This is a genomic window from Streptomyces sp. NPDC005374, from assembly GCF_042872225.1.
Taxonomy (GTDB): Bacteria; Actinomycetota; Actinomycetes; order Streptomycetales; family Streptomycetaceae; genus Streptomyces.
The window spans coordinates 479,728-503,776 of sequence record NZ_JBIAKA010000001.1 but is presented as its reverse complement, the minus strand read 5'-3'; the positions used below and the strand labels follow the sequence as shown (position 1 = coordinate 503,776).

The window sequence follows — 24,049 nt, the reverse complement described above, 5'->3', positions numbered from 1 at the left end:
AGGCTCACTTCATGAAGGGGGAGCTGAATTGGGGGACAGAGTACGCGGCCGGGAGGCAGGCCGTACCGGCGCTGCGCAAACCCGTCTCGGACGTTGGTCACAGCGCGAGCGCGCACGTGTGAACTGCGAGACTCGAGTCATGAACTACCGCAAGGCCCACCCCGTGCCGCCGGTGACGCTCGACGACGTGCGCGGCGCGCAGAAGATGCTCACGGGCGTGGCGCGGACGACCGCCATGGAGGGCAGCCGCCACCTGACCCAGCTGGTGGGCGCGCCGGTGCACTTCAAGTGCGAGAACCTCCAGCGCACGGGGTCGTTCAAACTCCGCGGCGCCTACGTCCGGATCGCCGGACTGCTGCCCGAGGAGCGGGCCGCGGGCGTGGTCGCCGCGAGCGCCGGCAACCACGCGCAGGGCGTCGCCCTGGCATCCGCCCTGCTCGGCGTGCGCTCCACGGTGTTCATGCCCAAGGGCGCCCCGCTGCCGAAGATCAGCGCCACCATGGAGTACGGCGCCGAGGTGCGCCTGCACGGCCAGGTGGTCGACGAGACACTGGCCGCCGCCCAGGAGTACGCGGCCGAGACGGGCGCGGTGTTCATCCACCCCTTCGACCACCCCGACGTCATCGCGGGCCAGGGCACGGTCGGCCTGGAGATCCTCGAGCAGTGCCCGGAGGTGCGCACGGTCGTCCTCGGGATCGGCGGCGGCGGACTCGCGGCCGGTGTCGCGATCGCCGTGAAGGCGCTGCGGCCGGACGTGCGGATCGTGGGCGTCCAGGCGGCGGGCGCGGCCGCGTACCCGCCCTCGCTGGCGGCCGGGCGCCCGGTGTCGATCGAGAACCCGGCGACGATGGCCGACGGAATGAAGGTCGGCCGGCCCGGCGACGTGCCGTTCGGGATCGTGGACGCACTCGTGGACGAGGTCCGCACGGTGACGGAGGACGAGCTGTCCGCCGCGCTGCTGCTGTGCCTGGAGCGGGCCAAGCTGGTCGTCGAGCCGGCCGGGGCGAGCCCGGTCGCGGCCCTGCTGAGCGACCCGGGCTCCTTCGAGGGGCCGGTCGTCGCCGTGCTGTCCGGCGGCAACGTCGATCCGGTGCTGCTCCAGCGCGTCCTGCGCCACGGCATGTCCGCGCAGGGCCGCTACCTGGCCGTCCGACTCCGGCTGACGGACCGGCCCGGTGCCCTCGCGACGCTTCTCGGGGTGTTGTCAGTGGTCGACGCTAATGTCCTCGACGTGAGCCACGTCCGGACCGATCCACGGCTCGGGCTCGCGGAGGCGGAGGTCGAACTGCACCTGGAGACGAAGGGGCCGGAGCACTGCGCCGAGGTCGGCCGAGCCCTGCGCGAAGCGGGCTACACGGTCATCGCCTGAGGTCACAAGCTCGGGTTCACTCGTTCGGGTAAGTCCATTGAGAGACGCGATACATCGCGTTATGGTGTGTGTCGTGCCACTCATCGCCCTGCCGTCCATCAGGCGGAAGAAAACGCACAAACCTAGGCTTTCCCAAGAATCCCCGACGACGTGGAGACTCATATGCCAGGCGCCATCTATGCCGAAGGTCTCGTCAAGACCTTCGGCGACGTAAGGGCTCTGGACGGCGTCGACCTCGATGTCCCGGAAGGCACCGTCCTGGGCCTCCTCGGACCGAACGGCGCGGGCAAGACGACCATGGTCCGCTGTCTGACCACCCTCCTGAAACCCGACAGCGGCCGCGCGGTCGTCGCGGGCATCGACGTGCTCAAGAACCCCGACGCCGTGCGCCGCTCCATCGGCCTCTCCGGCCAGTTCGCGGCGGTCGACGAATACCTCACCGGCCGCGAGAACCTGCAGATGGTCGGCCAGCTCTACCAGATGAAGGCCAAGCCGGCGAAGGCCCGCGCGGGTGAGCTGCTGGAGCAGTTCGACCTCGCCGACGCGGCAGACCGCCCCGCCAAGACCTACTCCGGCGGCATGCGCCGCCGCCTCGACCTCGCGGCCGCCCTGGTGGTCTCACCACCCGTGATGTTCATGGACGAGCCGACGACCGGCCTCGACCCCCGCAATCGCCAACTGCTGTGGGAGGTCATCAAACGGCTGGTCTCCGGCGGTACGACCCTCCTGCTGACCACCCAGTACCTGGAGGAGGCCGACCACCTCGCCCACGACATCGCCGTCGTCGACCACGGCCATGTCATCGCCCAGGGCACCTCCGACCAGCTCAAGGCCCGTACCGGCGGCGAGCGCGTCGAGGTCGTCGTGCACGAGCGCGAGCACATCCAGGCCGCCTCGGAGGTGCTGCGCGGCTTCGGCAAGGGCGACACCACCGTCGAGGACCACATGCGCAAACTCACCGTGCCCGTGACCGGCGGCGCGAAGCTGCTCGCCGAGGTCATCCGCGAACTCGACACCCGTGGCATCGAGATAGACGACATCGGACTGCGCCGACCCACCCTCGACGACGTCTTCCTCTCCCTGACGGGACACGTGGCAGAGGTCAAGGACGAGGCGACCGACAAGAAGGAGACCGCCAAGTGAGCGCCGTCACCGACACCGCGCGGGTCGCGGCCTCCGGCAATCCCCTGAGCCGGTCCGTCCGGGACTCGCTGGTCATGGCTCGCCGGAACCTGATTCGGATGACCAGAATTCCCGAAATGATCATTTTTGGGCTGATTCAGCCCATCATGTTCGTGGTGCTGTTCACCTACGTGTTCGGCGGCTCGATGCAGATCGGCGACAGCACCGACCTGGACGTCTACAAGAACTTCCTGATGGCCGGCATCTTCGCGCAGACCGTCACCTTCGCCACCGCGGGCGCCGGGGCGGGCATCGCCGACGACATGCACAAGGGGCTCATCGACCGCTTCCGCTCGCTGCCCATGGCACGTGGCGCGGTGCTGACCGGCCGTACCGTCGCCGACCTCGTGCAGACGGCCCTGACCCTGCTGGTCCTCGCCCTGGTCGCCCTGCTCGTGGGCTGGCGGCCCGGCTCCGTGGACCCGACCAACTTCGCCAAGGTCCTCGGCGGCTTCGGCCTGCTGCTCCTCCTCGGATACGCCTTCACCTGGATCGGCGCGCTGATCGGACTGTCCGTGCGCACCCCCGAGGCGGCCACCTCCGGCGGACTGATCTGGCTCTTCCCGGTGACGTTCATCTCGAACGCCTTCGTGGACTCCAGCAAGATGACCCCCTGGCTGCGGCACATCGCCGAGTGGAACCCGTTCAGCGCGACCGTGCAGGCCTGCCGTCACCTCTTCGGGGATCCGGGCCTTTCCCAGTCCGACGCCTGGCCCATGCAGCACCCGGTCTGGGCCTCGCTCATCTACTCGGTGCTGATCATCGCCCTCTTCAGGACCCTGGCGGTCCGGAAGTACCGGTCGGCGACGGCATGACGTGACCACGCGACATGACGAAACCCCCGGCGCCGCGAGGACGCCGGGGGCTCGTGGAAAACAGCAGGAACAGCAGGAACAGCAGGTCGGCCGGGTCAGCCGTTGTACGGCACGGCCTTGAGGATGGTCACGGAGGCCTTCCTGCCGTTGGGCAGTTCGTACTGCGCGTCCTCGCCGACCTTGTGGCCGAGCACGCCGGAGCCCAGCGGGGACTGCGGCGAGTACGTCTCGACGTCCGCGCTCGCGTACTCGCGGGAGGCGAGCAGGAAGGTCACGGTGTCGTCCTCGTCACCGTCGAAGGCGATCGTCACGACCATGCCGGGCGCCACCGCCCCGTCCGTCGATGTCGGAGCCTCGCCGACCTTGGCCTTCTCCAGGAGCTGGGTGAGCTGACGGATACGGAGCTCCTGCTTGCCCTGCTCTTCCTTGGCCGCGTGGTACCCGCCGTTCTCGCGCAGGTCGCCCTCCTCGCGCGCGGCCGCGATCTTCGCGGTGACTTCCTCGCGCGCGGGACCAGACAGGTACGCCAGCTCTTCCTTGAGCTTGGTGTACGCCTCCTGCGTAAGCCAGGTGACGTCTTCGCTGGTCTGGGTCACAGGTGCTCCTCGTAGGTACTGGGAATACAAAGCATCGCCCTACCCAGAAGAATGTGCCTTCACGGATGGGCGAAACCACGAGCCTAACAATTCGGTGGCCGAAGGGGGAGGACATAAGCCGTCAGAAAAACGTAGACGCAGGTCAGCGCCCACGTATCGAGGCTGATGTCAGTCGGCGTGACAGCCCAGCAGCTCGGCGGTGGTGCCCGGAGCCGTTGTACGGAGTGTGACGGCCCTGTCGATGCGGGTGGCGTCGCCGTCGAAGCGGAAGTCGGCCCGGCCCACCTCGGAGCCGTCCGCCGCCTGGGAGCGGATCGTGCAGTAACCGGAGGTGCCGGAGTCCTTGCGGACCTCCAGATGCACCTTCACCGCGGACTGCTGGGCATCGAACGCGATCACCTCGGCGCTGATCTTGTTCTGGCCGACGTAGTGATAGGCGAAGTAACCGATCAGGGCGAGCACGAGGGCACCGAGCACGACGCCGGCGATCTTGAGTTTGTGGTCGGCACGCTCGTCCGAGGAGCGGCCGTAGCGTCCCTCGGGCAGCTGTGTGCTCGCCGTACTCATGATCGTCTCCTGGGAAACCAAGGCCGTGGAATTAAACGTCCCCCGATTCGGTCACTATAGAAGCCGCCGTTCGCGCCCGAAGACACCGGGGGCGCCGACTTATGAGGATTGAGTCTTGACTGACCAGCTGCGACTGATGGCCGTGCACGCCCACCCCGACGACGAGTCGAGCAAGGGCGCGGCCACCATGGCGAAGTACGTGTCCGAGGGGGTGGACGTGCTGGTCGTGACCTGCACGGGCGGGGAGCGCGGCTCCATCCTCAACCCGAAGCTGCAGGGGGACAAGTACATCGAGGAGCACATCCACGAGGTACGCAAGAAGGAGATGGACGAGGCCCGCGAGATCCTCGGCGTGGGTCAGGAGTGGCTCGGCTTCGTGGACTCCGGCCTGCCCGAGGGCGACCCGCTGCCGCCGCTGCCCGAGGGCTGCTTCGCCCTGGAGGACGTCGACAAGGCGGCCGGCGAGCTGGTGAAGCAGATCCGCTCCTTCCGTCCCCAGGTGATCACCACCTATGACGAGAACGGCGGCTACCCGCACCCCGACCACATCATGACCCACAAGATCTCGATGGTGGCCTTCGAGGGCGCGGCGGACACCGAGAAGTTCCCCGAGTCCGAGTACGGCCCCGCCTACCAGCCGCAGAAGCTCTACTACAACCAGGGCTTCAACCGCCCCCGCACCGAGGCGCTGCACAACGCGCTGATCGCGCGCGGCCTGGAGTCGCCGTACGGGGACTGGCTCAAGCGCTGGGACGACTCGCCGATGCGCGACCGCACCCTGACCACGCATGTTCCGTGCGCGGAGTTCTACGAGATCCGGGACAAGGCCCTGATCGCGCACGCCACGCAGATCGACCCCGACGGCGGCTGGTTCAAGGTCCCGCTGGATCTCCAGAAGGAGGTCTGGCCGACGGAGGAGTACGAGCTCGCGAAGGCTCTCGTCGATACCTCCCTCCCCGAGGACGACCTCTTTGCGGGCATCCGCGACAATGCCTGACATGAGCGCAAGCGCAAGCCTGGCAATGACGCACCTCGCGACCCTCGCCCAGGAGGTCGACGAGGACAAGGTCACCCCCGGCGTCCTCGGTTTCATCGTCTTCGCGGCGATGGCCCTGGCGGTGTGGGTCCTGATGAAGTCCATGAGCAAGCACATGGGCAAGGTCGACTTCAAGGAGAACCCGGACGAGGGGGCCTCCGAGGAGGGCACCACCACGGGTGCCTCCGGCAAGGCCTCACCCGCGAAGGGCTGAACCGAAGCCCCCGGCCCGCGGTCGCCGACGGCGTGAAGGGACCGGTCAGGTTGTCGTACGGCTGCGGGCCGGTGGGGGCTGGCCGCGCAGTTCCCCGCGCCCTTAGGTGGGGACGGTGGACGCACCTGCAGTCGTCGACGGCGCGCAGGGGACGGGGTGGGGGGTGTCCGCCCGCAGCGGCCGGCGTCCGGAACCGAGCACTGTCGAAACGACCGAGCCGCCGGACCGAGGACGGACACCCCCCACCCCGACCCCGACCCACAACGCACCGCAGGCACAAAGGGGCGCGGGGAACTGCGCAAAACGCCCGCCCCCACCGAACCCGCGGGGTCTCAGTGCGCCGGGGCGACCGCCACTCCCATCACCTCCCGGGCGCGCCGGTTGGGCACCATTCCCAGTCGCCAGGCCTGCCAGCCGGCCTCCAGGTTCACGCCCCGTTCCAGCAGCAGCCCGTACGCGCCCACATAGTCGTCCAGCTTGTCGTCACGCGCCCCGTGCCCCCGGCGACCCAGTTCGGCGAGCTCCTCCTGGGCCACCGCCGAACCCACCTCCACCCCGCCCGCCGCCGCGTACGGCAGCAGGGTGCAGCGCAGGAAGCGGGCCCAGTCCTCGCCTCGCCGGTCGCCGTAGGAGGCGAACAGGGCGACCGCCTCGTCGCACAGGACCAGAGCCTGCGGGGTACGGCCGTTGCCGGCGTCGACCACCGCCAGTTCGAGGGAGGTCCAGGCCTCGCCGTGGGCGACTCCGATGCGCTGGAAGTCGGCACGGGCGTCGACCAGCAGCTGGCGGGCGAACCCCGAGTTGCGCAACGAACCGGTCTGGGCGGCGCGTTGGTCGCGGGTGACGCGGGCCGAGTGGTGGCGGGCGCAGGCCAGGCCGTAGACGTCGCGGATGCGGGAGAACATCGTGCGCGAGCGTTCCAGTTCGCGGACCGCGAGGTCCAGGTTGCCCGTCTCCTCCAGGGCCTGGCCCAGGTAGTAGACCGTCCAGGCCTCGCCCCGCGCGTCCTCGTTGTCGCGGTGGCGGGAGGCCGCCTGGCGCAGGCCGTCGACCGCCGGCGACGGGTCCCCGGCCACCAGGCGGGCCCGGGCCAGCTGGGTGAGGGCCCAGGCCTCGCCACGGGCGTCGCGGGTACGGCCGTACAGGTCGAGGGCGGTACTCAGTTCCTTCTCGGCGCGCGGTACGTCGCCCATGCGCAGGCCCAGTTGGCCGAGCTGGAAGTGCGCCCAGGCCTCGCCGTGGACGGACTCACCGGCGCGGTGCAGGATCAGGGAGCGGGTGAGGAGGTCGAGGGACTCGGCGACACGGCCGCGGTCGCGTTCGACCGCCGCCAGGGCGTGCATGGTCCAGGCCCGGTCCGTGGCGAGTTCGTCAGGCGACTGGAGGTTCAGGGCCTCCTGGAGTTTCGCCGCCGCCTCGGTCAGATGGCCCTGGTGGTGCAGGGTGATGCCCAGCGAGCACAGGGCGCGGGCGGCACCCGCGTCGTGGTGGGCCTCCATGTAGAGGTCGACCACCGAGGTCAGAGTGGTGCGGGCCTTGTCCAGCTCGCCCAGCTGGCGGGCGGCTATGCCGGTGCGCCACTGCACCGACCGCAACAGCAGACCCTGGTCCACCGCCTGCGCCAACTCACTGATCTCGCCCAGGCGGTAGAGGTCACCGCGCAGCAGGCAGTAGTCGCACAGCGCGCCCAGGAGGTTGAGGACGGCCCCCTGGTTCACGCCCTCCGCGTGTCTGAGCGCCGCCGTGATGAAGCTCGACTCGTCGTCCAGCCAGCGCAGCGCCTCGTCGAGGGAGGTGAAGCCGTGCGGGCTGAAACGGTCCGAGCGGGTCGACATGTTGCCGTCGACCAGGCGCAGCACGGAGTCGGCGAGGTCGGCGTAGTTGACGATGAGACGTTCCTGCGCGGCCGTGCGCTCGGCAGGTTCCTCCTCGTCCAGCAGCCTGGCCTGGGCGAAGGCGCGGACCACGTCGTGGACGCGGTAACGGCTGCCGCGGACGTGGTCGATCAAGCCCGCGCGGGCCAGCGCGACCAGATGCCGGGTGGCCTCCGTCTCGTCGGTGGCCAGCAGCGCGGCGGCCGCGGCGGTGCCGAGCGAGGCCCGGCCGGCCAGCGCCAGGCGGCGCAGCAGCCGACGGGCCGGTTCGGGCTGGTCGGTGTAGCGCAGCCACAGCACGCGTTCCACGGGTTCGACCGGGCCGTACGCACCGAGGTCCGTGGCCAGTTGACGGGGGGAGCGGGCGCCCAGTGAGGAGCCCGCGATGCGCAGGGCCAGCGGGAGGCCGCCGCACAACTCCCTGATGAGGTCGGCGGACTGGGCGTCGTAGGGGCTCGACTTCTCCTGGGCCGCCGCGGCCAGCAGTTCCTCCGCACCCGCCGAGTCCAGGGAGTCGACCGGGAGTTCATACACCTGGGCGGCGAAGTCCGACGGCAGGTCGAGCGGTTCGCGCGCGGTGACCAGGACCAGGCTGTCGGAGCGCTCGGGGACCAGGACACGGACCTGCTCGGCGTCGGAGGCGTCGTCCAGCACGATCGTCACCGGCAGGCCTCTCAGATGCTGGTGATACAGCTCGCTCAACCGCTTGACCTGCTGGTCCGGCGACGAACGCTCACGGAACAGCAGCTGCTCACGCGGGGCGCCGAGCCGGTTCAGCAGATGCAGCAGCGCGTCCCGGGTGGACAGCGGTGACTCCTCCGGGCTGTCGCCGCGCAGGTCCACCACGCAGGCGCCGCGGAAGTAGTCCTTGAGCTCATGTGCCGCGCGGACCGCGAGCGCGGTGCGGCCGCTGCCGGGCGGTCCGTGCAGCACGACCACCGTGGGCCGGGTCTCGGTGGTCGCGCGCGAGGCCTGCACCCACTGCCTGATCCGGCCCATCTCCGTGCGACGGTCGGCGAACTCGCTGAGCGGGGCGGGAAGTTGGGCGAACGACTGCTCCAGCACGCTCCGTCCACGGGCCGCCGCGCTCTTGTCCGCGCCGCGCAGCCGCGGCCCCGGTTTCTTGGGACCGGTGGACGCGCTGAGCACCCGCTGCTGGTCGAGGAAGGGACGGATGCCCCGTACCTCCAGGGCCGTCAGCCACTGGAGCCGCAACTGTTCGGGACCGCCGGGCTGGCCGATCGCGCCCGCCCGGTGGTGTGCGGCCGGGAGATGCGAGCCGGCCACCTTCACGACGGTCGCCGCCGCGCCCACGACTCCCACGGCCACGCCAGCGCCCAGCGCGGTGCCCGTGCCGGTGCCGAGCGCCAGGTCGGCGACGGCGGCCGCCACCGCGGCGACTCCCGCCACCAGCAGGGGAGTTCCGGACGCGTCTTTCGAGTACCGCTGCCCGAAGGTGAGTTGACCGGCCTGTGCCTCGTCCAGCGCGTGGGTGTAGGCCGCGTACTCCTCCGCGGCCGTCTGCGCCATCGTGTCCAGCGATCCGCGGGCCCGCGACAGCAGCACGGCGCCGTCGATCCGTCCGCCCGAACGCCGCACCTCCTCCTCCACGGCCCGGGCCAACAGCCGTTCGGCTTCCGCCCGATGGCTGTCCCGCATGTGACTTCCCCCTCCGGCGGCAACGGCTTCTTGGTCAAGTGTGCTGTGGACGGGGCATCGGGGCGAGGGGGCGGGGGCGCCGCGTCGTCGTGAAGGGTTGGTGAATCGGGGCTGTGGGGTGCCTGTGTGGCTGTCGTGATCACAGAGAACGTGGGAAACGGGGGAGCACATGAGCGCTGAGAACACTGCGCCGGCGGGGCCGCCTGAAAGGCCCCACGAGCAGCCGCGCTGGGCCTGGTGGGTTGTCGGGATCGTCGTCCCGGTGGTGGGGATCCTCGTCGCGGTGCTGTTGAACGGTTCGGGGTCGTCGGACGGCGACAGCGGCAAGAACGTGCAGTCGGCGCCCACGACGTCGGCCACTTCGCCCGGCTCGACCGGCCAGGCGCAGATGGCGCCCACACGTTCGGCCACGAAGAGCGCGGACAAGGTGCTGTACGGCCCGGCCGTCGTGGAGGCCGACGTGTCCGAGGGCGGGCAGGCATTCATCGAACTGGACACGTCCAGCCCGGTGGTGTCGACCTCCGGCAAGGGCTCGGACGTGATCTACGGGGCGACCACGGGTCCTCCGACCCTGGGCATCTGGAACTCCTCCTCCCACCTGGCTCCGCTTCCCGAAGCCGACCCCGCGCCGACGGCCGAGACCTGCATGGACGCCGTGGAACGCAACGGCACCTACAACCTGGAGGCACATCGGGGAGACCGCTTCTGCCTCCTCACCGGCGAAGGCCGCGTCGTGTACATGCATGTCCTCGCGGCTCCACCGGGCAGGGGCATCGGAAAGCTCGACGTCACCGTCTGGGAGGCGCCTGCCGTCTGAGGTGCCGGGTACTGCGGCAGGATGGACCCCATGCCGAACCGACTGGCTCACGAGACGTCCCCCTACCTCCTCCAGCACGCGGACAACCCCGTCGACTGGTGGCCCTGGTCGGCCGAGGCCTTCGAGGAGGCGCGGAAGGCGAACAAACCCGTCCTGCTGAGCGTCGGTTACTCGAGCTGCCACTGGTGCCACGTCATGGCTCACGAGTCGTTCGAGGACGAGGCCACCGCCGACTTCCTCAACGAACACTTCGTCAGCGTCAAGGTCGACCGCGAGGAACGCCCCGACGTCGACGCCGTGTACATGGAGGCCGTGCAGGCCGCCACCGGGCAGGGCGGCTGGCCGATGACCGTGTTCCTCACCCCGGATGCCGAGCCCTTCTACTTCGGCACCTACTTCCCGCCCGCCCCGCGTCAGGGCATGCCCTCCTTCCGGCAGGTCCTGGAGGGCGTGCGCAGCGCCTGGACCGACCGGCGGGACGAGGTCGCCGAGGTCGCCGGGAAGATCGTGCGGGACCTCGCCGGGCGGGAGATCTCCTACGGCGACTCGCAGGCACCCGGCGAGGAGCAGCTCGCCGCGGCTCTTCTCGGGCTGACGAGGGAGTACGACGCGCAGCGCGGCGGATTCGGCGGAGCGCCGAAGTTCCCGCCGTCCATGGTGGTCGAGTTCCTGCTCAGGCACCATGCCCGCACCGGCGCCGAGGGCGCCCTCCAGATGGCCCGGGACACCTGCGAGCGCATGGCCCGCGGCGGCATCCACGACCAGCTCGGCGGCGGTTTCGCCCGCTACTCCGTGGACCGCGACTGGATCGTGCCGCACTTCGAGAAGATGCTCTACGACAACGCCCTGCTGTGCCGGGTGTACGCCCACCTCTGGCGGGCCACCGGGTCCGATCTCGCCCGCCGGGTCGCGCTCGACACCGCCGACTTCATGGTGCGTGAACTGCGCACGGACGAGGGCGGGTTCGCCTCCGCGCTCGATGCCGACAGCGACGACGGGACCGGTAGGCACGTCGAGGGCGCGTACTACGTGTGGACGCCGGAGCAGTTGCGCGAGGTGCTCGGGGAGCAGGACGCCGACCTCGCCGCCCAGTACTTCGGCGTCACCGAGGAGGGCACCTTCGAGCACGGTCAGTCGGTTCTCCAACTTCCGCAGCAGGACACGGTGTTCGACGCCGAGAAGATCGAGTCGATCAGGCGGCGGCTGCTCGAGGCACGCGCGCAGCGGCCCGCTCCCGGCCGGGACGACAAGGTCGTCGCCGCGTGGAACGGGCTCGCGATCGCCGCGCTCGCCGAGACCGGCGCGTACTTCGACCGGCCCGACCTGGTCGAGGCCGCGCTCGGGGCGGCGGATCTTCTCGTACGGCTGCATCTGGACGAGCAGGCCCGGCTGTCCCGTACCAGCAAGGACTATCAAGTCGGTCCGAATGCCGGGGTGTTGGAGGACTACGCCGATGTCGCGGAGGGCTTCCTCGCGCTCACGTCCGTGACCGGGGAGGGGGTCTGGCTCGACTTCGCCGGGTTCCTGCTCGACCATGTGCTGAGCCGGTTCACGGGGGACGACGGGGCGATGTACGACACCGCCTCGGATGCCGAGCGGTTGATCCGGCGGCCGCAGGATCCCACCGACAACGCGGTTCCCTCCGGGTGGACGGCGGCCGCGGGGGCGTTGTTGTCGTACGCCGCGCAGACCGGGGCCGAGCCGCATCGCGCCGCTGCCGGGAAGGCACTCGGTGTGGTCAAGGCGCTCGGGCCGCGGGTGCCGAGGTTCGTCGGGTGGGGGCTGGCGGTGGCGGAGGCGAACCTGGACGGGCCGAGGGAGGTCGCGGTGGTGGGGCCTTCCTTGACCGACCCCGTGACGAAGGCCTTGCACCGTACGGCACTTCTGGGGACGGCCCCCGGTGCGGTGGTCGCCGTCGGGGCGCCGGACAGCGAGGAGTTCCCGTTGCTGGCCGACCGGGTTCTCGTCGGCGGTGAACCCACGGCGTACGTCTGCCGGCACTTCACGTGTGATGCGCCTACGACTGACGTGGATGCGTTGCGGGTGGCATTGGGGGGTTGAGCGGGTGCGGGCCGGTGGGGGCTGGTCGCGCCCCGCGGCGGAGCCGCAAATCGATACAGCCCCGCACCCCTAAAAGCGCTGGGTGACCGCTCAGTTGCCTGAGAATTCCGCCAGGGCGCGCTCCACGATCGACTCCAGCTGGTCGTGGTGTGCGCCCTTCCAGTACGCCCTGCCGCAGTCCTCGCACTGGGCGAAGACGTCGTACGAGCGCTCCGTTCCGCTCTTCAGGCGATCCGCGACCTGTTCCTTGGTGGCTTCGCGCAGCAGGCCGTTGCAGGCGGTGCAGCGGGTCCAGGGGCGGAGCTCGGGGCGGAAGCGGTCCAGGATGTCGCGGAGTTGGTCCTCGGGGCTGGTGCTGTGGACGAAGGCGCCCGCCCACAGTTCCCTGCGGTGCAGCAGCCCGCGGTCGCGGCTGAGCATGACCCGTTTCTCGGTCGCGGAGCGGGTGGCGAGCGTGGGGTCGCCGATGTCCGTCGACTCGTACGCCGTGTCCACGCCGAGCAGGCGCAGGCGGCGGGCGAGGGTGCCGAGGTGGACGTCGAGGAGGAAACGGAGGGGAGCGCCGGGGACCTGCTGGGGGCGCTCGACCTCCCGCACGGTGACGCGGTCGCCCGCTGCGGGGACGTACGACACCGGTACCTCGCGGCCGTTGACCACGAGTGCCCCGACCTCGGTGAGGGGGACGCCGGTCGACTCGACGACATGGCCGAGGGAGGCGACCCCGTCGGTGGTGAGGGCGGTGGGCCCTCCGCGTCGGCGGCTCGCGACGAACAGGGCCAGGCCGGGGGCGAACTCGACGTGGATCTCGGGACCGTTCACCCGGTCAGGATGGCATGGCGGGGGTGGGCGGGCTCAGGACTTTTTCGCGGGCAGGCCGTGCTCCAGGACGTCGAGGGCGTGGTCCAGGTGATCGCTCAGTTCGCCCTCGAAGTCGTTCTCCGCCCAGTACATGGAGACCTCCATGAGGCCGCCGATGAGGGACATCGCGAAGACCCGCACCTCAAGGCTGTCCGGGGACAGGCCGGCCCGCTCGGCGATGGCCTCGCGGACCATGCGTGAGGTCTCCGACATGCTCTCGACCATCCGGGCGCGGACGGCGGGGATCTGGACCCCGAGGTGGGCGCGCATGCGGGCCACGTCGGGGTCCTCCGCCATGTTCCCCTGGATGGCGATGCGCATCACGTGCCGCAGCGAGTCCATCCACGGCTCGTCGACGGGCCGGTTCCGCAGTTCCTCGAGCATCAGGGGGTCGTACTCGTCCGTGAGGACGATGTCCTCCTTGGTCGGGAAGTAGCGGAAGACGGTCGACGGCGACACCTCGGCCCGCTCGGCGATCTGCTCGATCGTCGTGGCGTCGTAGCCCTGTTCCTTGATCAGCGCGTAGGTCGCGGTGCGGATCGCCTCGCGGGTCTTGATCTTCTTGCGTTCGCGAAGGCCCAGTTGGGGGCGGTCGGCGGGGGAGAGGGGGGAGCGTGCGGCCGTCATGGGTTCATTGTCGGGCATCGGCCTCGTCGGCAGCCATGTCCGGTGCGGTGGGGGTCTCGGCCGGGCGGGGAGTGCCCGGCAGGAACGCGGCCGCCAGCAGTGCGGCGACGAGGGCGGCGATCCCGCACACCAGCAGGACGAGGCCCATGCCGTGGACGTACGCGCTGTTCGCGGAGGCCAGCAGATCGGCCGAGCCGGTCCGTTCGGCGACGAGGTGTGCGGCGACCACGGACTCACCGGCGGTGTCGGCGGCCCGGGCGGGCAGTCCGGTGACGTCGAGGTGGTCCCGGAAGGTGCCGGCGAGCATGCTGCCGAGCAGGGCGATGCCGATGGCGCCGCCGACCTGGCGCATGGTCATGAGGAGTCCGGAGCCGCTTCCGGCGCGGTCGCGGGGCAGGGCGCTGAGGCCGCCGTTCATGGCGGGGATGAGCGAGAGGCCGAAGCCGAAGCCGGTGAGGGCGAGCCACAGCGCGACGAAGCCGTAGCCGGAGTCGATGGTCGTACGGCTGCCCAGGATCCCGGCGAAGGCCAGTACCACCAGGCCCGCGCTCACCGCGGCGCGGGCACCGAAGCGGGCGACGAGCCGTGGGGCGAGGCGGGAGGCGATCAGCAGTCCGCCCATCATCGGCAGCAGTCGGACGCCGGTGCCCAGGGCGTCGTGACCGAGGACGGTCTGGAGGAAGGGCGGCAGGACGAACAGGAGGCCGGACAGGACGAAGTTCACCAGGGTCGCGGCGATCGTGTTGAAGAGGAAGCCGCGGTGGGTGAGGAGGGCCATGTCGAGCATCGGGCGCTCGACACGGCGTTCGCGCAGTACCAGCCCGGCGATGAGGAGGACGGCGGCCGTGAGCATGCCCAGCACCAGGGGGTCGCCCCAGCCGCGGGCGGGCGCCTCGATGATCGCGTAGACCAGGGCGCCGAGGCCGGTGACGGCGAACGCGGTGGAGAGGGCGTCGACCCTGGGGGAGGAGGGGTCGCGGGTCTCGGGGAGGAGGAAGACGCAGGCGGCGATGCCGATCGCGGCCATCGGGACGTTGACCAGGAAGACCGAGCCCCACCAGAAGTGGTTCAGCAGCCAGCCGCCGATGATCGGGCCGAGCGGCAGGCCGAGCGCGGAGGCGGCGGAGACGATGCCGACGGCCTTGGTGCGCTCGTCGGGGGCGAAGAGGGTGGGCAGGACGGAGAGCGCGAGCGGGGTGACGAGGGCGCCGCCGACGCCCATCACCGCGCGGGCGGCGATCACCGCGTTCACGTCGCCGGCCAGCGCGCCGACCAGTGAGCCGGCGAGGAAGATGCCGAGCCCGGTGATCAGCATCCGGCGCCGTCCGAACCGGTCGCCGAGCAGGCCGGCGGGGAGCATCAGGGCGGCGAAGACGACGACGTACGCGTCCGCCATCCACTGCTGTGCGCCAGTACCGGCGTCGAGGTCGGCGGCCATCGTCGGCAGTGCCACGTTGAGGATCGTCAGGTCGAAGCCGAGCGTGAGCATGCTCGCGACGAGGGCGGCCAGGGCCCACCAGCGTCGGGGGTCCGGAGTGATGGTTTCCATGAAATGAGAGTAGCTCTCAAAAGCTAGTAACTGTCAATCGGTTTCGGCGTGCAGAATGAGCCACATGCAAAAAGGGCCACGGCGCGATGCCGTGGCCCTTCCTTCAGGTGTGAGCGCTACGCGTGCCCGTACGCCACCAGTGAGATGCCGATGTAGTGGACGATGAACGCGGCGAGCGTGAGGGAGTGGAACACCTCGTGGAAGCCGAACCAGCGCGGTGACGGGTTCGGCTTCTTGATGCCGTAGATCACGCCGCCCGCGCTGTAGAGCAGGCCGCCGACGACGACCAGGACGAGGACCGCGACGCCGCCCGCGTGCATGAAGTCGGGCAGGAAGAAGACGGCGGCCCAGCCCATCGCGATGTAGCAGGGGGTGTAGAGCCAGCGCGGGGCGCCGACCCAGAAGACCCGGAACAGGATCCCGGCCAGCGCCGCGCCCCAGATGCTCCACAGCAGCCACTGCCCCTTGGCTCCCGGCAGGAGCAGCATCGTCAGCGGGGTGTAGGTACCGGCGATGATCAGGAAGATGTTGGCGTGATCCAGCCGCCGCAGGACGCCGTCCATGCGGGGGCTCCAGGTGCCCCGGTGGTACAGCGCGCTGACGCCGAAGAGCAGACAGGCCGTCAGGGCGAAGATGCCGCAGGCGATGCGTGCTCTGGTGGAGTCGGCGAGGGCGGTGAGGATCAGACCTGAGACGAGTGCGGCCGGAAACATCCCCAGGTGCAGCCAGCCGCGCAGCTTGGGTTTGATCGGCTCGGCGAGCTCGTTGGCGTGCTGCTTGATCTGGTGGGACAGGGAGGGCGTCTCGGCGTCGTGGGCGGGCGGCGTCATGCCCGGCATCGTACCTACGGAACCGTAAGTTACGCGTGAGTACGGGATGGGGAGCGACCAAGAGTGGCCATCATCTCACGGGAGTTGACCTGTAAAGAGACGGTCAGCTGAACCCTACGTGCACGCAAATAAACGCGCTGTGGCCAAAGAGAGCGTGGCGATCCTCACTCCGCTCACCTGTGATGCCTTCTGGACAGATGGGCGCTCGCGTCGGATGATCAGATGAGTGCGGTCGGCACCGGATGAGCGCCAAGGTCACCACCGAAAAGGCACGAGCCACCGTAAAGGCACGTGAAGCATCCGGGTCGCAGCCCCCACGGGGCCTCCAAACAAAAAATCCCTCATCTAGGAGCAATCGTGGCGCGCGACATCGCGGCTCCCCCCGTCATCCCCACCCAACACAAGGAACTGATCTCGTGGGTGAACGAGATCGCCGAACTGACCCAGCCGGACAGCGTGGTCTGGTGTGACGGATCCGAAGCGGAGTACGAGCGCCTGTGCGGGGAGCTCGTGGCGAACGGCACCTTCAAGAAGCTCGACCCGATCAAGCGCCCCAACTCCTACTACGCGGCCTCCGACCCGACCGACGTCGCGCGCGTCGAGGACCGCACCTTCATCTGCTCCACGAAGGAGGAGGACGCCGGCCCCACCAACCACTGGAAGGATCCCGGCGAGATGCGGGAGATCTTCACCGGTGAGAAGGGCGTCTTCCGCGGCTCGATGAAGGGCCGGACGATGTACGTCGTCCCGTTCTGCATGGGCCCCCTCGGCTCGGACCTCTCCGCCATCGGCGTCGAGATCACCGACTCCGCCTACGTCGCCGTCTCCATGCGCACCATGACCCGCATGGGACAGCCCGTCCTCGACGAACTCGGCACCGACGGCTTCTTCGTGCGTGCTGTGCACACGCTCGGAGCACCGCTGGCCGAGGGCGAGGCGGACGTGCCCTGGCCCTGCAACTCCACCAAGTACATCTCGCACTTCCCCGAGAGCCGCGAGATCTGGTCCTACGGCTCCGGCTACGGCGGCAACGCCCTGCTCGGCAAGAAGTGCTACGCCCTGCGCATCGCGTCGGTGATGGCCCGCGACGAGGGCTGGCTCGCCGAGCACATGCTCATCCTCAAACTCACCCCGCCGCAGGGCGAGTCGAAGTACGTCGCCGCCGCCTTCCCGTCCGCCTGCGGCAAGACCAACCTCGCCATGCTGGAGCCCACCATCTCCGGCTGGACCGTCGAGACCATCGGCGACGACATCGCCTGGATGCGGTTCGGCGAGGACGGCCGGCTGTACGCGATCAACCCCGAGGCCGGCTTCTTCGGCGTCGCGCCCGGCACCGGTGAGCACACCAACGCCAACGCGATGAAGACGCTGTGGGGCAACTCCGTCTTCACCAACGTGGCGTTGACCGACGACGGCGACATCTGGTGGGAGGGGATGACGGAGGAGACCCCGGCGCACCTCACCGACTGGAAGGGCAACGACTGGACGCCCGCCGCCGACGTCCCGGCCGCCCACCCCAACGCCCGCTTCACCACCCCCGCCGCGCAGTGCCCGATCATCGCGCCCGAGTGGGAGGACCCCAAGGGCGTGCCGATCTCGGCGATCCTCTTCGGCGGGCGGCGCGCCAGCGCGGTGCCGCTGGTGACGGAGTCCTTCGACTGGAACCACGGCGTCTTCCTCGGCGCCAACGTGGCCTCCGAGAAGACCGCCGCCGCCGAGGGCAAGGTCGGCGAGCTGCGCCGCGACCCCTTCGCCATGCTGCCGTTCTGCGGCTACAACATGGGCGACTACATGGGGCACTGGGTCGACGTGGCCAAGGACAAGGACCAGTCGAAGCTGCCGAAGATCTACTACGTCAACTGGTTCCGCAAGAACGACGAGGGCAAGTTCGTCTGGCCCGGCTTCGGCGAGAACAGCCGCGTCCTGAAGTGGATCGTGGAGCGGCTGGAGGGCAAGGCCGAGGGCGTCGAGACGCCGATCGGTGTCCTGCCGACCAAGGACGCCCTCGACACCAAGGGGCTCGAACTGGCCGACTCCGACCTGGAGTTCCTGCTCACCGTCGACAAGGAGGTGTGGCGGGAGGAGGCATCCCTGGTCCCCGACCACCTCAACACCTTCGGTGACCACACGCCGAAGGAGCTGTGGGACGAGTACCGGGCGCTGGTACAGCGCCTGGGCTGACGTCCCCCGAATACCCCCGCGGCCGGCCCCGATGGGAGCCCTGACCCGTGATCGTCACGGGCCGGCCACGGGTGGCGGCACAGTCATGAACCGGCCCCGCACAACGGCGTGCGGGGCGTGCTGCCACCTCGCACCCAGCGGTTGCCCGGTCACGAATCGGGCAGCCGTCTCTCCCCGCGCCGGGCTGTTCGCTCTCGCGTGCGGGGCTGTCGGTTCTCCCGTGCCGCCTTGCTCGCGCTCGCGTACGGCGCTGCCTGCTCTCACGTACCGGTCGGCCTGCCCGCTCTCACCTGCCAGGCTGCTCGCTCGCACGTACCGGGCCGCCGCCCTCCCCTGTCGGCCGCCCGCCCTCACCCGCTGGGATGGAATTCCTGCGTCCGGTGAGGGCAACGCCGCTCGTGGCGGTCGCCGGTGCGCGTGCACGGCGAAAGGCTGCGCGCATGCTCACAGCTCATGCGCGACCGGCGCGACCGGTGCAACCGGCGCGACGGCGACAGGACGCACGCCGCCGCCGGTCCCTCCTGGCCCGGGCCGGGACCGTCACGGCGACCGTCCTCGCCCTTCTGCTGACCCTGCCCGGTACCGCGGTCGCCGCCCCCGGCGACCTGGACACCTCCTTCAGCGGCGACGGCAAGGTCCTCACCCGCCTCGCCGACGACGACCAGGCCTACGACGTAGCGGTACAGCCCGACGGAAAGATCGTCTCCGTCGGTTCCTCCGCCGACAACTCGGTGCTCGAGAGCCGTTGGGCGCTCACCCGGCACAACGCCGACGGCACCCCGGACACCTCGTTCGGCGGCGACGGCACGGTGACCACCCCCATCAACAACATGGACCCCGACCTCCAGTGGAGCGAGGCCAACGCCGTCGCGCTCCAGCCCGACGGAAAGATCGTCGTGGCGGGATACAGCTGGCGCGGGTACGAGAACTGCTGCTGGTTCACGGTGGCCCGGTACAACTCCGACGGCAGCCTCGACAACGGCTTCAGCGGCGACGGCAGGTACTTCGCCGACATCGATGGCCCGACCGAGGCCAAGGACGTGGCCATCGACCCGGCAGGCAGGATCGTCGTGGCCGGCTACACCGGGGGAGACATGGCGGTGCTCCGCCTCAACGGCGACGGCACCCCGGACACCACCTTCGGCGGCGACGGCACGGTGACCGCCAACCCGGCGGGGCCGACCCTCCAGGAGGGCGGTGACGGCCGGGCCCTGGCGTTGCAGTCCGACGGGAAGATCGTCGTCGGCGGTGAGGTCGGGTCCACCCGTTTCGACTTCGCCCTGATGCGCTTCAACACCAACGGCAGCGTGGACACCGGCTTCGACGGCGACGGCATCGTCCGCACGGACTTCGGCGACTACGAGTCCGTGGAGGCACTCGCGATCCAGGCGGACGGAAAGATCGTCGCCGCGGGCGGCAACAGCCTGGCCCGCTACAACCCCAACGGCTCCCTGGACACCGGCTTCGACGGCGACGGCAAGGTCGTCCCCTCCGGACTCGGCGTCTGGGACATGACCCTGCAGCCGGCCGACGGCCGGATCGTCCTCGCCGGTGGCGGCGGGCCGGGCGGCGACTTCGCCGTGCAGCGCTACAACCCCGACGGCAGCCTGGACGGCGGCTTCGGCACCGGAGGCACCGCGACCGCGGACTTCGGCGGCGGCGACTCCGCCCGTGGCGTCGCCCTTCAGTCCGACGGGAAGATCGTCGCGGCCGGCCGGGGCGGACCCGACACCGGCTTCGCCCTGGCCCGCTTCCTGGGCGGCGGCAGCACACCGCCACCGCCCCCGGCCGGCGTGGACCTCTCGGTGACGAAGTCCGGCCCCGCCACGGTCAGCATCGGTGACCGGGCGACCTACACGGTGACCGTCACCAACACCAGCACCACGACGAACGCCACCGGAGTCTCCCTCACCGACACCTTCACCGGCCCGGCCGGCTCGGTGATCTCGGCGACCCCCTCCCAGGGCACCTGCACCACCACCGTCAGCTGCGCCCTCGGCACCCTCGCCCCCGGCGCGAAGGCCACGATCACCGTCGTCGCCGAACCCCGCGCCACCGGCACCCTCACCGAACGGGCCTCGGTGACCGCGACCCAGACCGACCCGGCCACCGCGAACAACACGGCCACGGTCACCACCACGGTCAACAACGCCCGCGGCTGCACCCGCATCGGCACCAGCGGCAACGACACCATCAACGGCACCTCCGGCAACGACGTCATCTGCACACTCAGCGGCGACGACACCGTCAACGCGAGCTACGGCAACGACACGGTCCACGGCGGCTACGGCAACGACCGCGTCGACGGCGGCCTCGGCAACGACACCCTCAACGGGGGCCCCGGAAACGACAGCCTGACCGGCAACTACGGCACCGACAACCTCAACACCGTGGACGGCGTCTCCGGCAACGACACCGCCAACGGCGGCCCCAACACGGACACCTGTACGACGGACTCGGGCGACATCCGGATCAGCTGCCCCTGACCCCGTGCTGCCCGCCCCGGTCCTCCAGATACCGGGTGTGGGTCTCCTGGCGGCGGGCCTCCGTGTCCCGGAGGGCCGCCGCCAGGTGCTGTGCGTCCTGCTTCATCAGATCCAACTGCTGCTCCAGGTGCAGTTCCGGGGACTCCGTGCCCGGTGTCATCCGCGTCCACCACCGTGTCCGTACGAAGCTGTCGACGGCCTCGGGCAGGTCGCGCCGGACGATCCGGGACAGGGAGTGCACCCCCTCCGGATCGTGGGCCAGTAGCTCCTTGCTCCAGCCCTGGTCGAGCAACGCGGTCAGCAGCTCGCTGAGTTCGCGCAGCCGGGCCGCCGCCGTGACCGACAGATCGATGTCCGTCAGATAGGCCCGCAGCTTCTCGAAGTCGCCCCGGAGCTCGTCGAGTTGGGCCGAGGGGTCGGGAAAGTCCGGCAGCGGAGGCCGCTCCGGCGGGGCGATCAGCGCGCCCGCGCCGTAGAGACCGGCCACCACCACGGGCCAGTACGGGCCCGCCACCCCCGCGAAGGTCAGCGCCAGGCCGACCAGACCGCACGCGCTGCCCGCGATGTTCTTGCGGGACTCCAGGTACTCACTGATAGCCACGGATCTCCTCGAAGGCGCCGTCCAGCGAGCCCTTCTGGGCGTCGAAGAGACGGCCGCCGGTCAGGTCGGCGATGTGGGCCAGTTCGGAGCGGTCGGAGTCGCCGAAGAGGATGGGGAAGACGGGGATGTCCCGGGCCTTCTGACCAAGCCGGGAGTAGAAGGCGTCGAAGTCCTCGGCCTTCGCCCCCGCCGTGTTCTCGCCGTCCGTCATCAGCACGATCGACGTGAACGTGTCGCCGTCGGCGCCGAGATGGTTGTACGCCTTCTCCAGCGAGGTGTAGATCGCGGTGCCGCCGTCGGCGGAGAGTCCCTCGGCGTCCTTGCGGATGGCGTTCAGGCCGGCCCGCGGGTCCTTCGGGTCGACCGCGTGCGTGCGCACGCTCTTCACCTGGGAGCCGAACGGCATCAGCGTGACCCGTTCGCGCTCGCGGAAGTCGCCGGTGAGGTCGGTGAGTGCCCGCTTCAGACGGTCCAGGCGGTCGCCCTTCATCGAGCCCGAGGTGTCCAGGACGTACACGGTCCGGGAGGGGCGGCGCAGTTCGTTCTCGTAGGAGTCGAGGAGGCCGTCGGCCACGGAACGGGTGCCGGGGAAGGGGAGTTCACGGCGCCGGGTCGTGTCCAGGCCGACGGCGGGCGGGACCGTGGCGATGACCGGGCGGCGGTGGGTGCGGGTGGTGATCAGCCGCTGGATCTTCTCGGTGCGCAGGTCCTCCGTCACCCGGCGGACGTCCTCGCGGGTCCGCGCGCTCGTCGACCTGAGCGAGGTGACCGGGTAGTCGGCGGTGATCACGCCGTCGCGGGGGCGGATCACGGTCAGGCCGGGAATGCCCTCGAGGACGGACTCGTAGTTGAGCAGGGCGTCGACGTCACCGCGCCGTTCGTAGGTCGCGGCCAGCCAGCCCGAGGAACCCGAGGTCAGCTTCTGGCCCTTGAAGAACTCCTTCAGCCGGGGCGTGGCCTCGGTGACGTCCGCGTCGGTGAGCGCCGACTGGGCGCCGGAGAGGGCGGAGGCCACCGATACCAGGGTGGAGAAACCGGAGTTGGAGCGGGACGGGTCGGTCATGCCGTACGTCAGCTTCCCGTCCTGGACGGCCTGTTCGACCTGCGTCCAGGTGACGTCCTCGGGCTTCCAGGCGAGCGCCTTCACCGTCGCGCTCTTCACTCCGATCGCGACCGGGCTCGTCATGACGGGCGTCTCGGAGACCACCTTCTTCGCCGCGTCGGGGCGCAGCCGGAGGTAGTCGTTCGAGGACAGCCACAGGGCGTCGTACTGCCCGTCGGTCGTCCCCTTGGCCAGCATGTCCACGGCGTCGAGGGTGCCGATGGGGTTCAGCTTGACCTTGATGCCGGTGTCCTTCTCGACCTGGTCGAGGACCGGGGTCATGTCGCTGAGCTCGCTGGAGGCGAGGACGCGGAGGGTGCCCGGTTCGGCGGGGCCGGGGACGCCGGGCGTCGGGACGCCGTCGATCCCGTCCTTCTGCGCCGTACAGGCGGTGAGCAGGGCGAGAGCCGCCAGGAGGACGGCCGGAGCGCGTCTCATGCGAGGCCCCCGTCCAGCGCGTTCCGGGACCGGCTGCGCTCCAAGTAGACGCTCGCGTGCTGCAGTTCGGAGGTCAGCGACTCCACGGTCGCCGCCATCACCTCGGTCGCCTGGACCTTGTACGTGTCGATCGCGTCGAGGGTCCGGTAGATCTGCTGGAACGCGGAGCGCAGGGTCTCGGCGCCGACCGCCGGGTCCGCCGCGATCCGCTGGATCTCCCCGCTCTGGGTCGCCAGCATCTCGGCGTTGCCCCGGATCAGGTCCTCGGTGGTCCCGCGCAGGGCGTTGACCTGTTCGATGACCTTCTTCTGGTTGTCGAGCGCGGACGCCAGCATGACCGAGATCCGCAGGGCCGACACCGTGGTCGTGGCCGCCCGCTCGACGCCCTTGATCAGCTCGTCGTTGTTGCGGCGTACGACGTCCATGGCGAGGTAGCCCTGTGCGCACACCGCGATCTGGGTGAGCAGGTCCTGGTGCTTCTGCCGGACGGGGAAGAGCACGTCGGCGCGCAGACTGTCGGCGGCCTGCGGGTCCGGGACCGCGGTGATGTGCTGCTCGACGGCCGTGTCCAGCGCCTCGGTCAGCACGACGTACTCCTGGAGCTTGCCCATGGTCTCCCACAGGCGTACCCGCTCGGTCTGCAACGCGGCGTTGTCGCGCCGGAGTTCGTCCTGCCCGCCGCGCAGCGAGCCCACGATCCTGTTCAACGTGCCCTGCGCGGAGGCGTACTTGGCGACGTGGTCGCGCAGCTTGTTGCCGCCGGGCAGCCGGGACAGGAGCTTGCGGCCCTTGGAGGCGGGCAGGTCCCGGGGGTCCAGGTCCTCGACCACGCGCCGCAGTTCGACGAGTGATCCGGCCACCTGGGACTGGGCGTCGCCGCCCTTGTCCGGCAGGCTGCGCACGGTCCGCTCCAGCATCCGGTTGGACTGCGCGGCGGCACTGCGCATCTCTCCGGCACCGAGCCCGGTGATCTCCCCGACCTTGCCGGCGAACTCGGGGGAGCGGGCGTCGAGCACGGCGAGTCCCTCGACGTACGCGGAGGCCTTGCGGGCCATGTCGGTCCGCACGGAGTCGTCGACGGGGACGAGCCCGCCGGCCTTCTCGCGCGGCACGGCGGCCACGGGCTCGGGCGGGGTGAGCGTGAAGGTGTCGTCGTCGTTCATGGATGTCATGGCTGGTGCCCCCCG

19 protein-coding genes are annotated in these 24,049 nt (G+C 70.2%); 9 read left to right on the top strand and 10 right to left on the bottom strand.

What is annotated here, in order from left to right; all coding sequences use genetic code 11:
* The first annotated feature begins 139 nt into the window (after positions 1-139).
* The 3 genes from ilvA to ACFYRX_RS02360 all read left to right on the top strand — a co-directional run bounded on the left by ilvA (position 140) and on the right by ACFYRX_RS02360 (position 3,366).
* Positions 140-1,369 (top strand): threonine ammonia-lyase, encoded by a 1,230-nt coding sequence (gene ilvA, locus ACFYRX_RS02370; RefSeq protein WP_389095863.1) that lies wholly within the window; start codon positions 140-142, stop codon positions 1,367-1,369.
* Positions 1,370-1,531: 162 nt separating this feature from the next.
* Positions 1,532-2,512: an ATP-binding cassette domain-containing protein gene (locus tag ACFYRX_RS02365; RefSeq protein ID WP_389095862.1), complete on the top strand. Its 981-nt coding sequence runs from the start codon at positions 1,532-1,534 to the stop codon at positions 2,510-2,512.
* The gene (locus ACFYRX_RS02360; RefSeq protein WP_389095860.1) at positions 2,509-3,366 is read left to right on the top strand and encodes an ABC transporter permease; all 858 of its coding nucleotides are present in this window, start codon (positions 2,509-2,511) and stop codon (positions 3,364-3,366) included. The genes ACFYRX_RS02365 and ACFYRX_RS02360 overlap by 4 nt, the downstream gene beginning before the upstream one ends.
* Before the next feature lie 95 nt (positions 3,367-3,461).
* Here the strand turns inward: ACFYRX_RS02360 and greA are convergent, their stop codons facing one another.
* Both greA and ACFYRX_RS02350 read right to left on the bottom strand, forming a co-directional pair.
* Positions 3,462-3,962: a transcription elongation factor GreA gene (greA, locus tag ACFYRX_RS02355; RefSeq protein WP_389095858.1), complete on the bottom strand. Its 501-nt coding sequence runs from the start codon at positions 3,960-3,962 to the stop codon at positions 3,462-3,464.
* A gap of 168 nt (positions 3,963-4,130) precedes the next feature.
* Complete coding sequence (locus ACFYRX_RS02350; RefSeq protein WP_389095857.1) at positions 4,131-4,529, bottom strand: DUF4307 domain-containing protein; 399 nt, start codon at positions 4,527-4,529, stop codon at positions 4,131-4,133.
* Positions 4,530-4,665: 136 nt separating this feature from the next.
* On the opposite strand from ACFYRX_RS02350, the gene mca reads away from it, so the two are divergent.
* Both mca and ACFYRX_RS02340 read left to right on the top strand, forming a co-directional pair.
* Positions 4,666-5,526, top strand: a complete 861-nt coding sequence (mca, locus tag ACFYRX_RS02345; protein WP_389096890.1) for a mycothiol conjugate amidase Mca — start codon at positions 4,666-4,668, stop codon at positions 5,524-5,526.
* Positions 5,519-5,779, top strand: coding sequence for a hypothetical protein (locus ACFYRX_RS02340; RefSeq protein ID WP_389095855.1), 261 nt, complete (start codon positions 5,519-5,521; stop codon positions 5,777-5,779). Before mca ends, ACFYRX_RS02340 begins: the two co-directional genes overlap by 8 nt.
* Before the next feature lie 332 nt (positions 5,780-6,111).
* Here the strand turns inward: ACFYRX_RS02340 and ACFYRX_RS02335 are convergent, their stop codons facing one another.
* Positions 6,112-9,312, bottom strand: coding sequence for a tetratricopeptide repeat protein (locus ACFYRX_RS02335; protein ID WP_389095853.1), 3,201 nt, complete (start codon positions 9,310-9,312; stop codon positions 6,112-6,114).
* A gap of 169 nt (positions 9,313-9,481) precedes the next feature.
* Between ACFYRX_RS02335 and ACFYRX_RS02330 the strand changes: the two genes are divergently transcribed.
* Both ACFYRX_RS02330 and ACFYRX_RS02325 read left to right on the top strand, forming a co-directional pair.
* Complete coding sequence (locus ACFYRX_RS02330) at positions 9,482-10,129, top strand: hypothetical protein (RefSeq protein ID WP_389095851.1); 648 nt, start codon at positions 9,482-9,484, stop codon at positions 10,127-10,129.
* A 30-nt stretch (positions 10,130-10,159) separates the two neighbouring features.
* A complete protein-coding gene (locus ACFYRX_RS02325) occupies positions 10,160-12,190 on the top strand; it encodes a thioredoxin domain-containing protein (protein WP_389095849.1) in 2,031 nt (676 codons plus the stop codon).
* Positions 12,191-12,280: 90 nt separating this feature from the next.
* Here the strand turns inward: ACFYRX_RS02325 and ACFYRX_RS02320 are convergent, their stop codons facing one another.
* The 4 genes from ACFYRX_RS02320 to ACFYRX_RS02305 form a co-directional block, all read right to left on the bottom strand.
* Positions 12,281-13,009, bottom strand: a complete 729-nt coding sequence (locus ACFYRX_RS02320) for a Mut7-C RNAse domain-containing protein (protein ID WP_389095847.1) — start codon at positions 13,007-13,009, stop codon at positions 12,281-12,283.
* Positions 13,010-13,042: 33 nt separating this feature from the next.
* Complete coding sequence (locus ACFYRX_RS02315) at positions 13,043-13,675, bottom strand: TetR/AcrR family transcriptional regulator (protein ID WP_389095846.1); 633 nt, start codon at positions 13,673-13,675, stop codon at positions 13,043-13,045.
* Positions 13,676-13,679: 4 nt separating this feature from the next.
* Positions 13,680-15,224: a DHA2 family efflux MFS transporter permease subunit gene (locus tag ACFYRX_RS02310; protein WP_389095844.1), complete on the bottom strand. Its 1,545-nt coding sequence runs from the start codon at positions 15,222-15,224 to the stop codon at positions 13,680-13,682.
* A gap of 116 nt (positions 15,225-15,340) precedes the next feature.
* Positions 15,341-16,054, bottom strand: coding sequence for a hemolysin III family protein (locus tag ACFYRX_RS02305; protein ID WP_389095842.1), 714 nt, complete (start codon positions 16,052-16,054; stop codon positions 15,341-15,343).
* A gap of 357 nt (positions 16,055-16,411) precedes the next feature.
* Between ACFYRX_RS02305 and ACFYRX_RS02300 the strand changes: the two genes are divergently transcribed.
* Positions 16,412-18,235 (top strand): phosphoenolpyruvate carboxykinase (GTP), encoded by a 1,824-nt coding sequence (locus tag ACFYRX_RS02300; protein ID WP_389095840.1) that lies wholly within the window; start codon positions 16,412-16,414, stop codon positions 18,233-18,235.
* Between the two features lie 440 nt (positions 18,236-18,675).
* A complete protein-coding gene (locus ACFYRX_RS02295; RefSeq protein WP_389095838.1) occupies positions 18,676-20,721 on the top strand; it encodes a calcium-binding protein in 2,046 nt (681 codons plus the stop codon).
* Here the strand turns inward: ACFYRX_RS02295 and ACFYRX_RS02290 are convergent.
* From ACFYRX_RS02290 to ACFYRX_RS02280, 3 genes are read right to left on the bottom strand one after another with little or no spacing between them, the layout of a single operon-like run.
* The gene (locus ACFYRX_RS02290) at positions 20,708-21,322 is read right to left on the bottom strand and encodes a hypothetical protein (protein ID WP_389095837.1); all 615 of its coding nucleotides are present in this window, start codon (positions 21,320-21,322) and stop codon (positions 20,708-20,710) included. The genes ACFYRX_RS02295 and ACFYRX_RS02290 overlap by 14 nt on opposite strands.
* Complete coding sequence (locus tag ACFYRX_RS02285) at positions 21,309-22,862, bottom strand: substrate-binding domain-containing protein (protein WP_389095835.1); 1,554 nt, start codon at positions 22,860-22,862, stop codon at positions 21,309-21,311. The genes ACFYRX_RS02290 and ACFYRX_RS02285 overlap by 14 nt, the downstream gene beginning before the upstream one ends.
* Positions 22,859-24,025, bottom strand: a complete 1,167-nt coding sequence (locus ACFYRX_RS02280; RefSeq protein ID WP_389096888.1) for a toxic anion resistance protein — start codon at positions 24,023-24,025, stop codon at positions 22,859-22,861. The genes ACFYRX_RS02285 and ACFYRX_RS02280 overlap by 4 nt, the downstream gene beginning before the upstream one ends.
* Between the last annotated feature and the right edge of the window lie 24 nt (positions 24,026-24,049).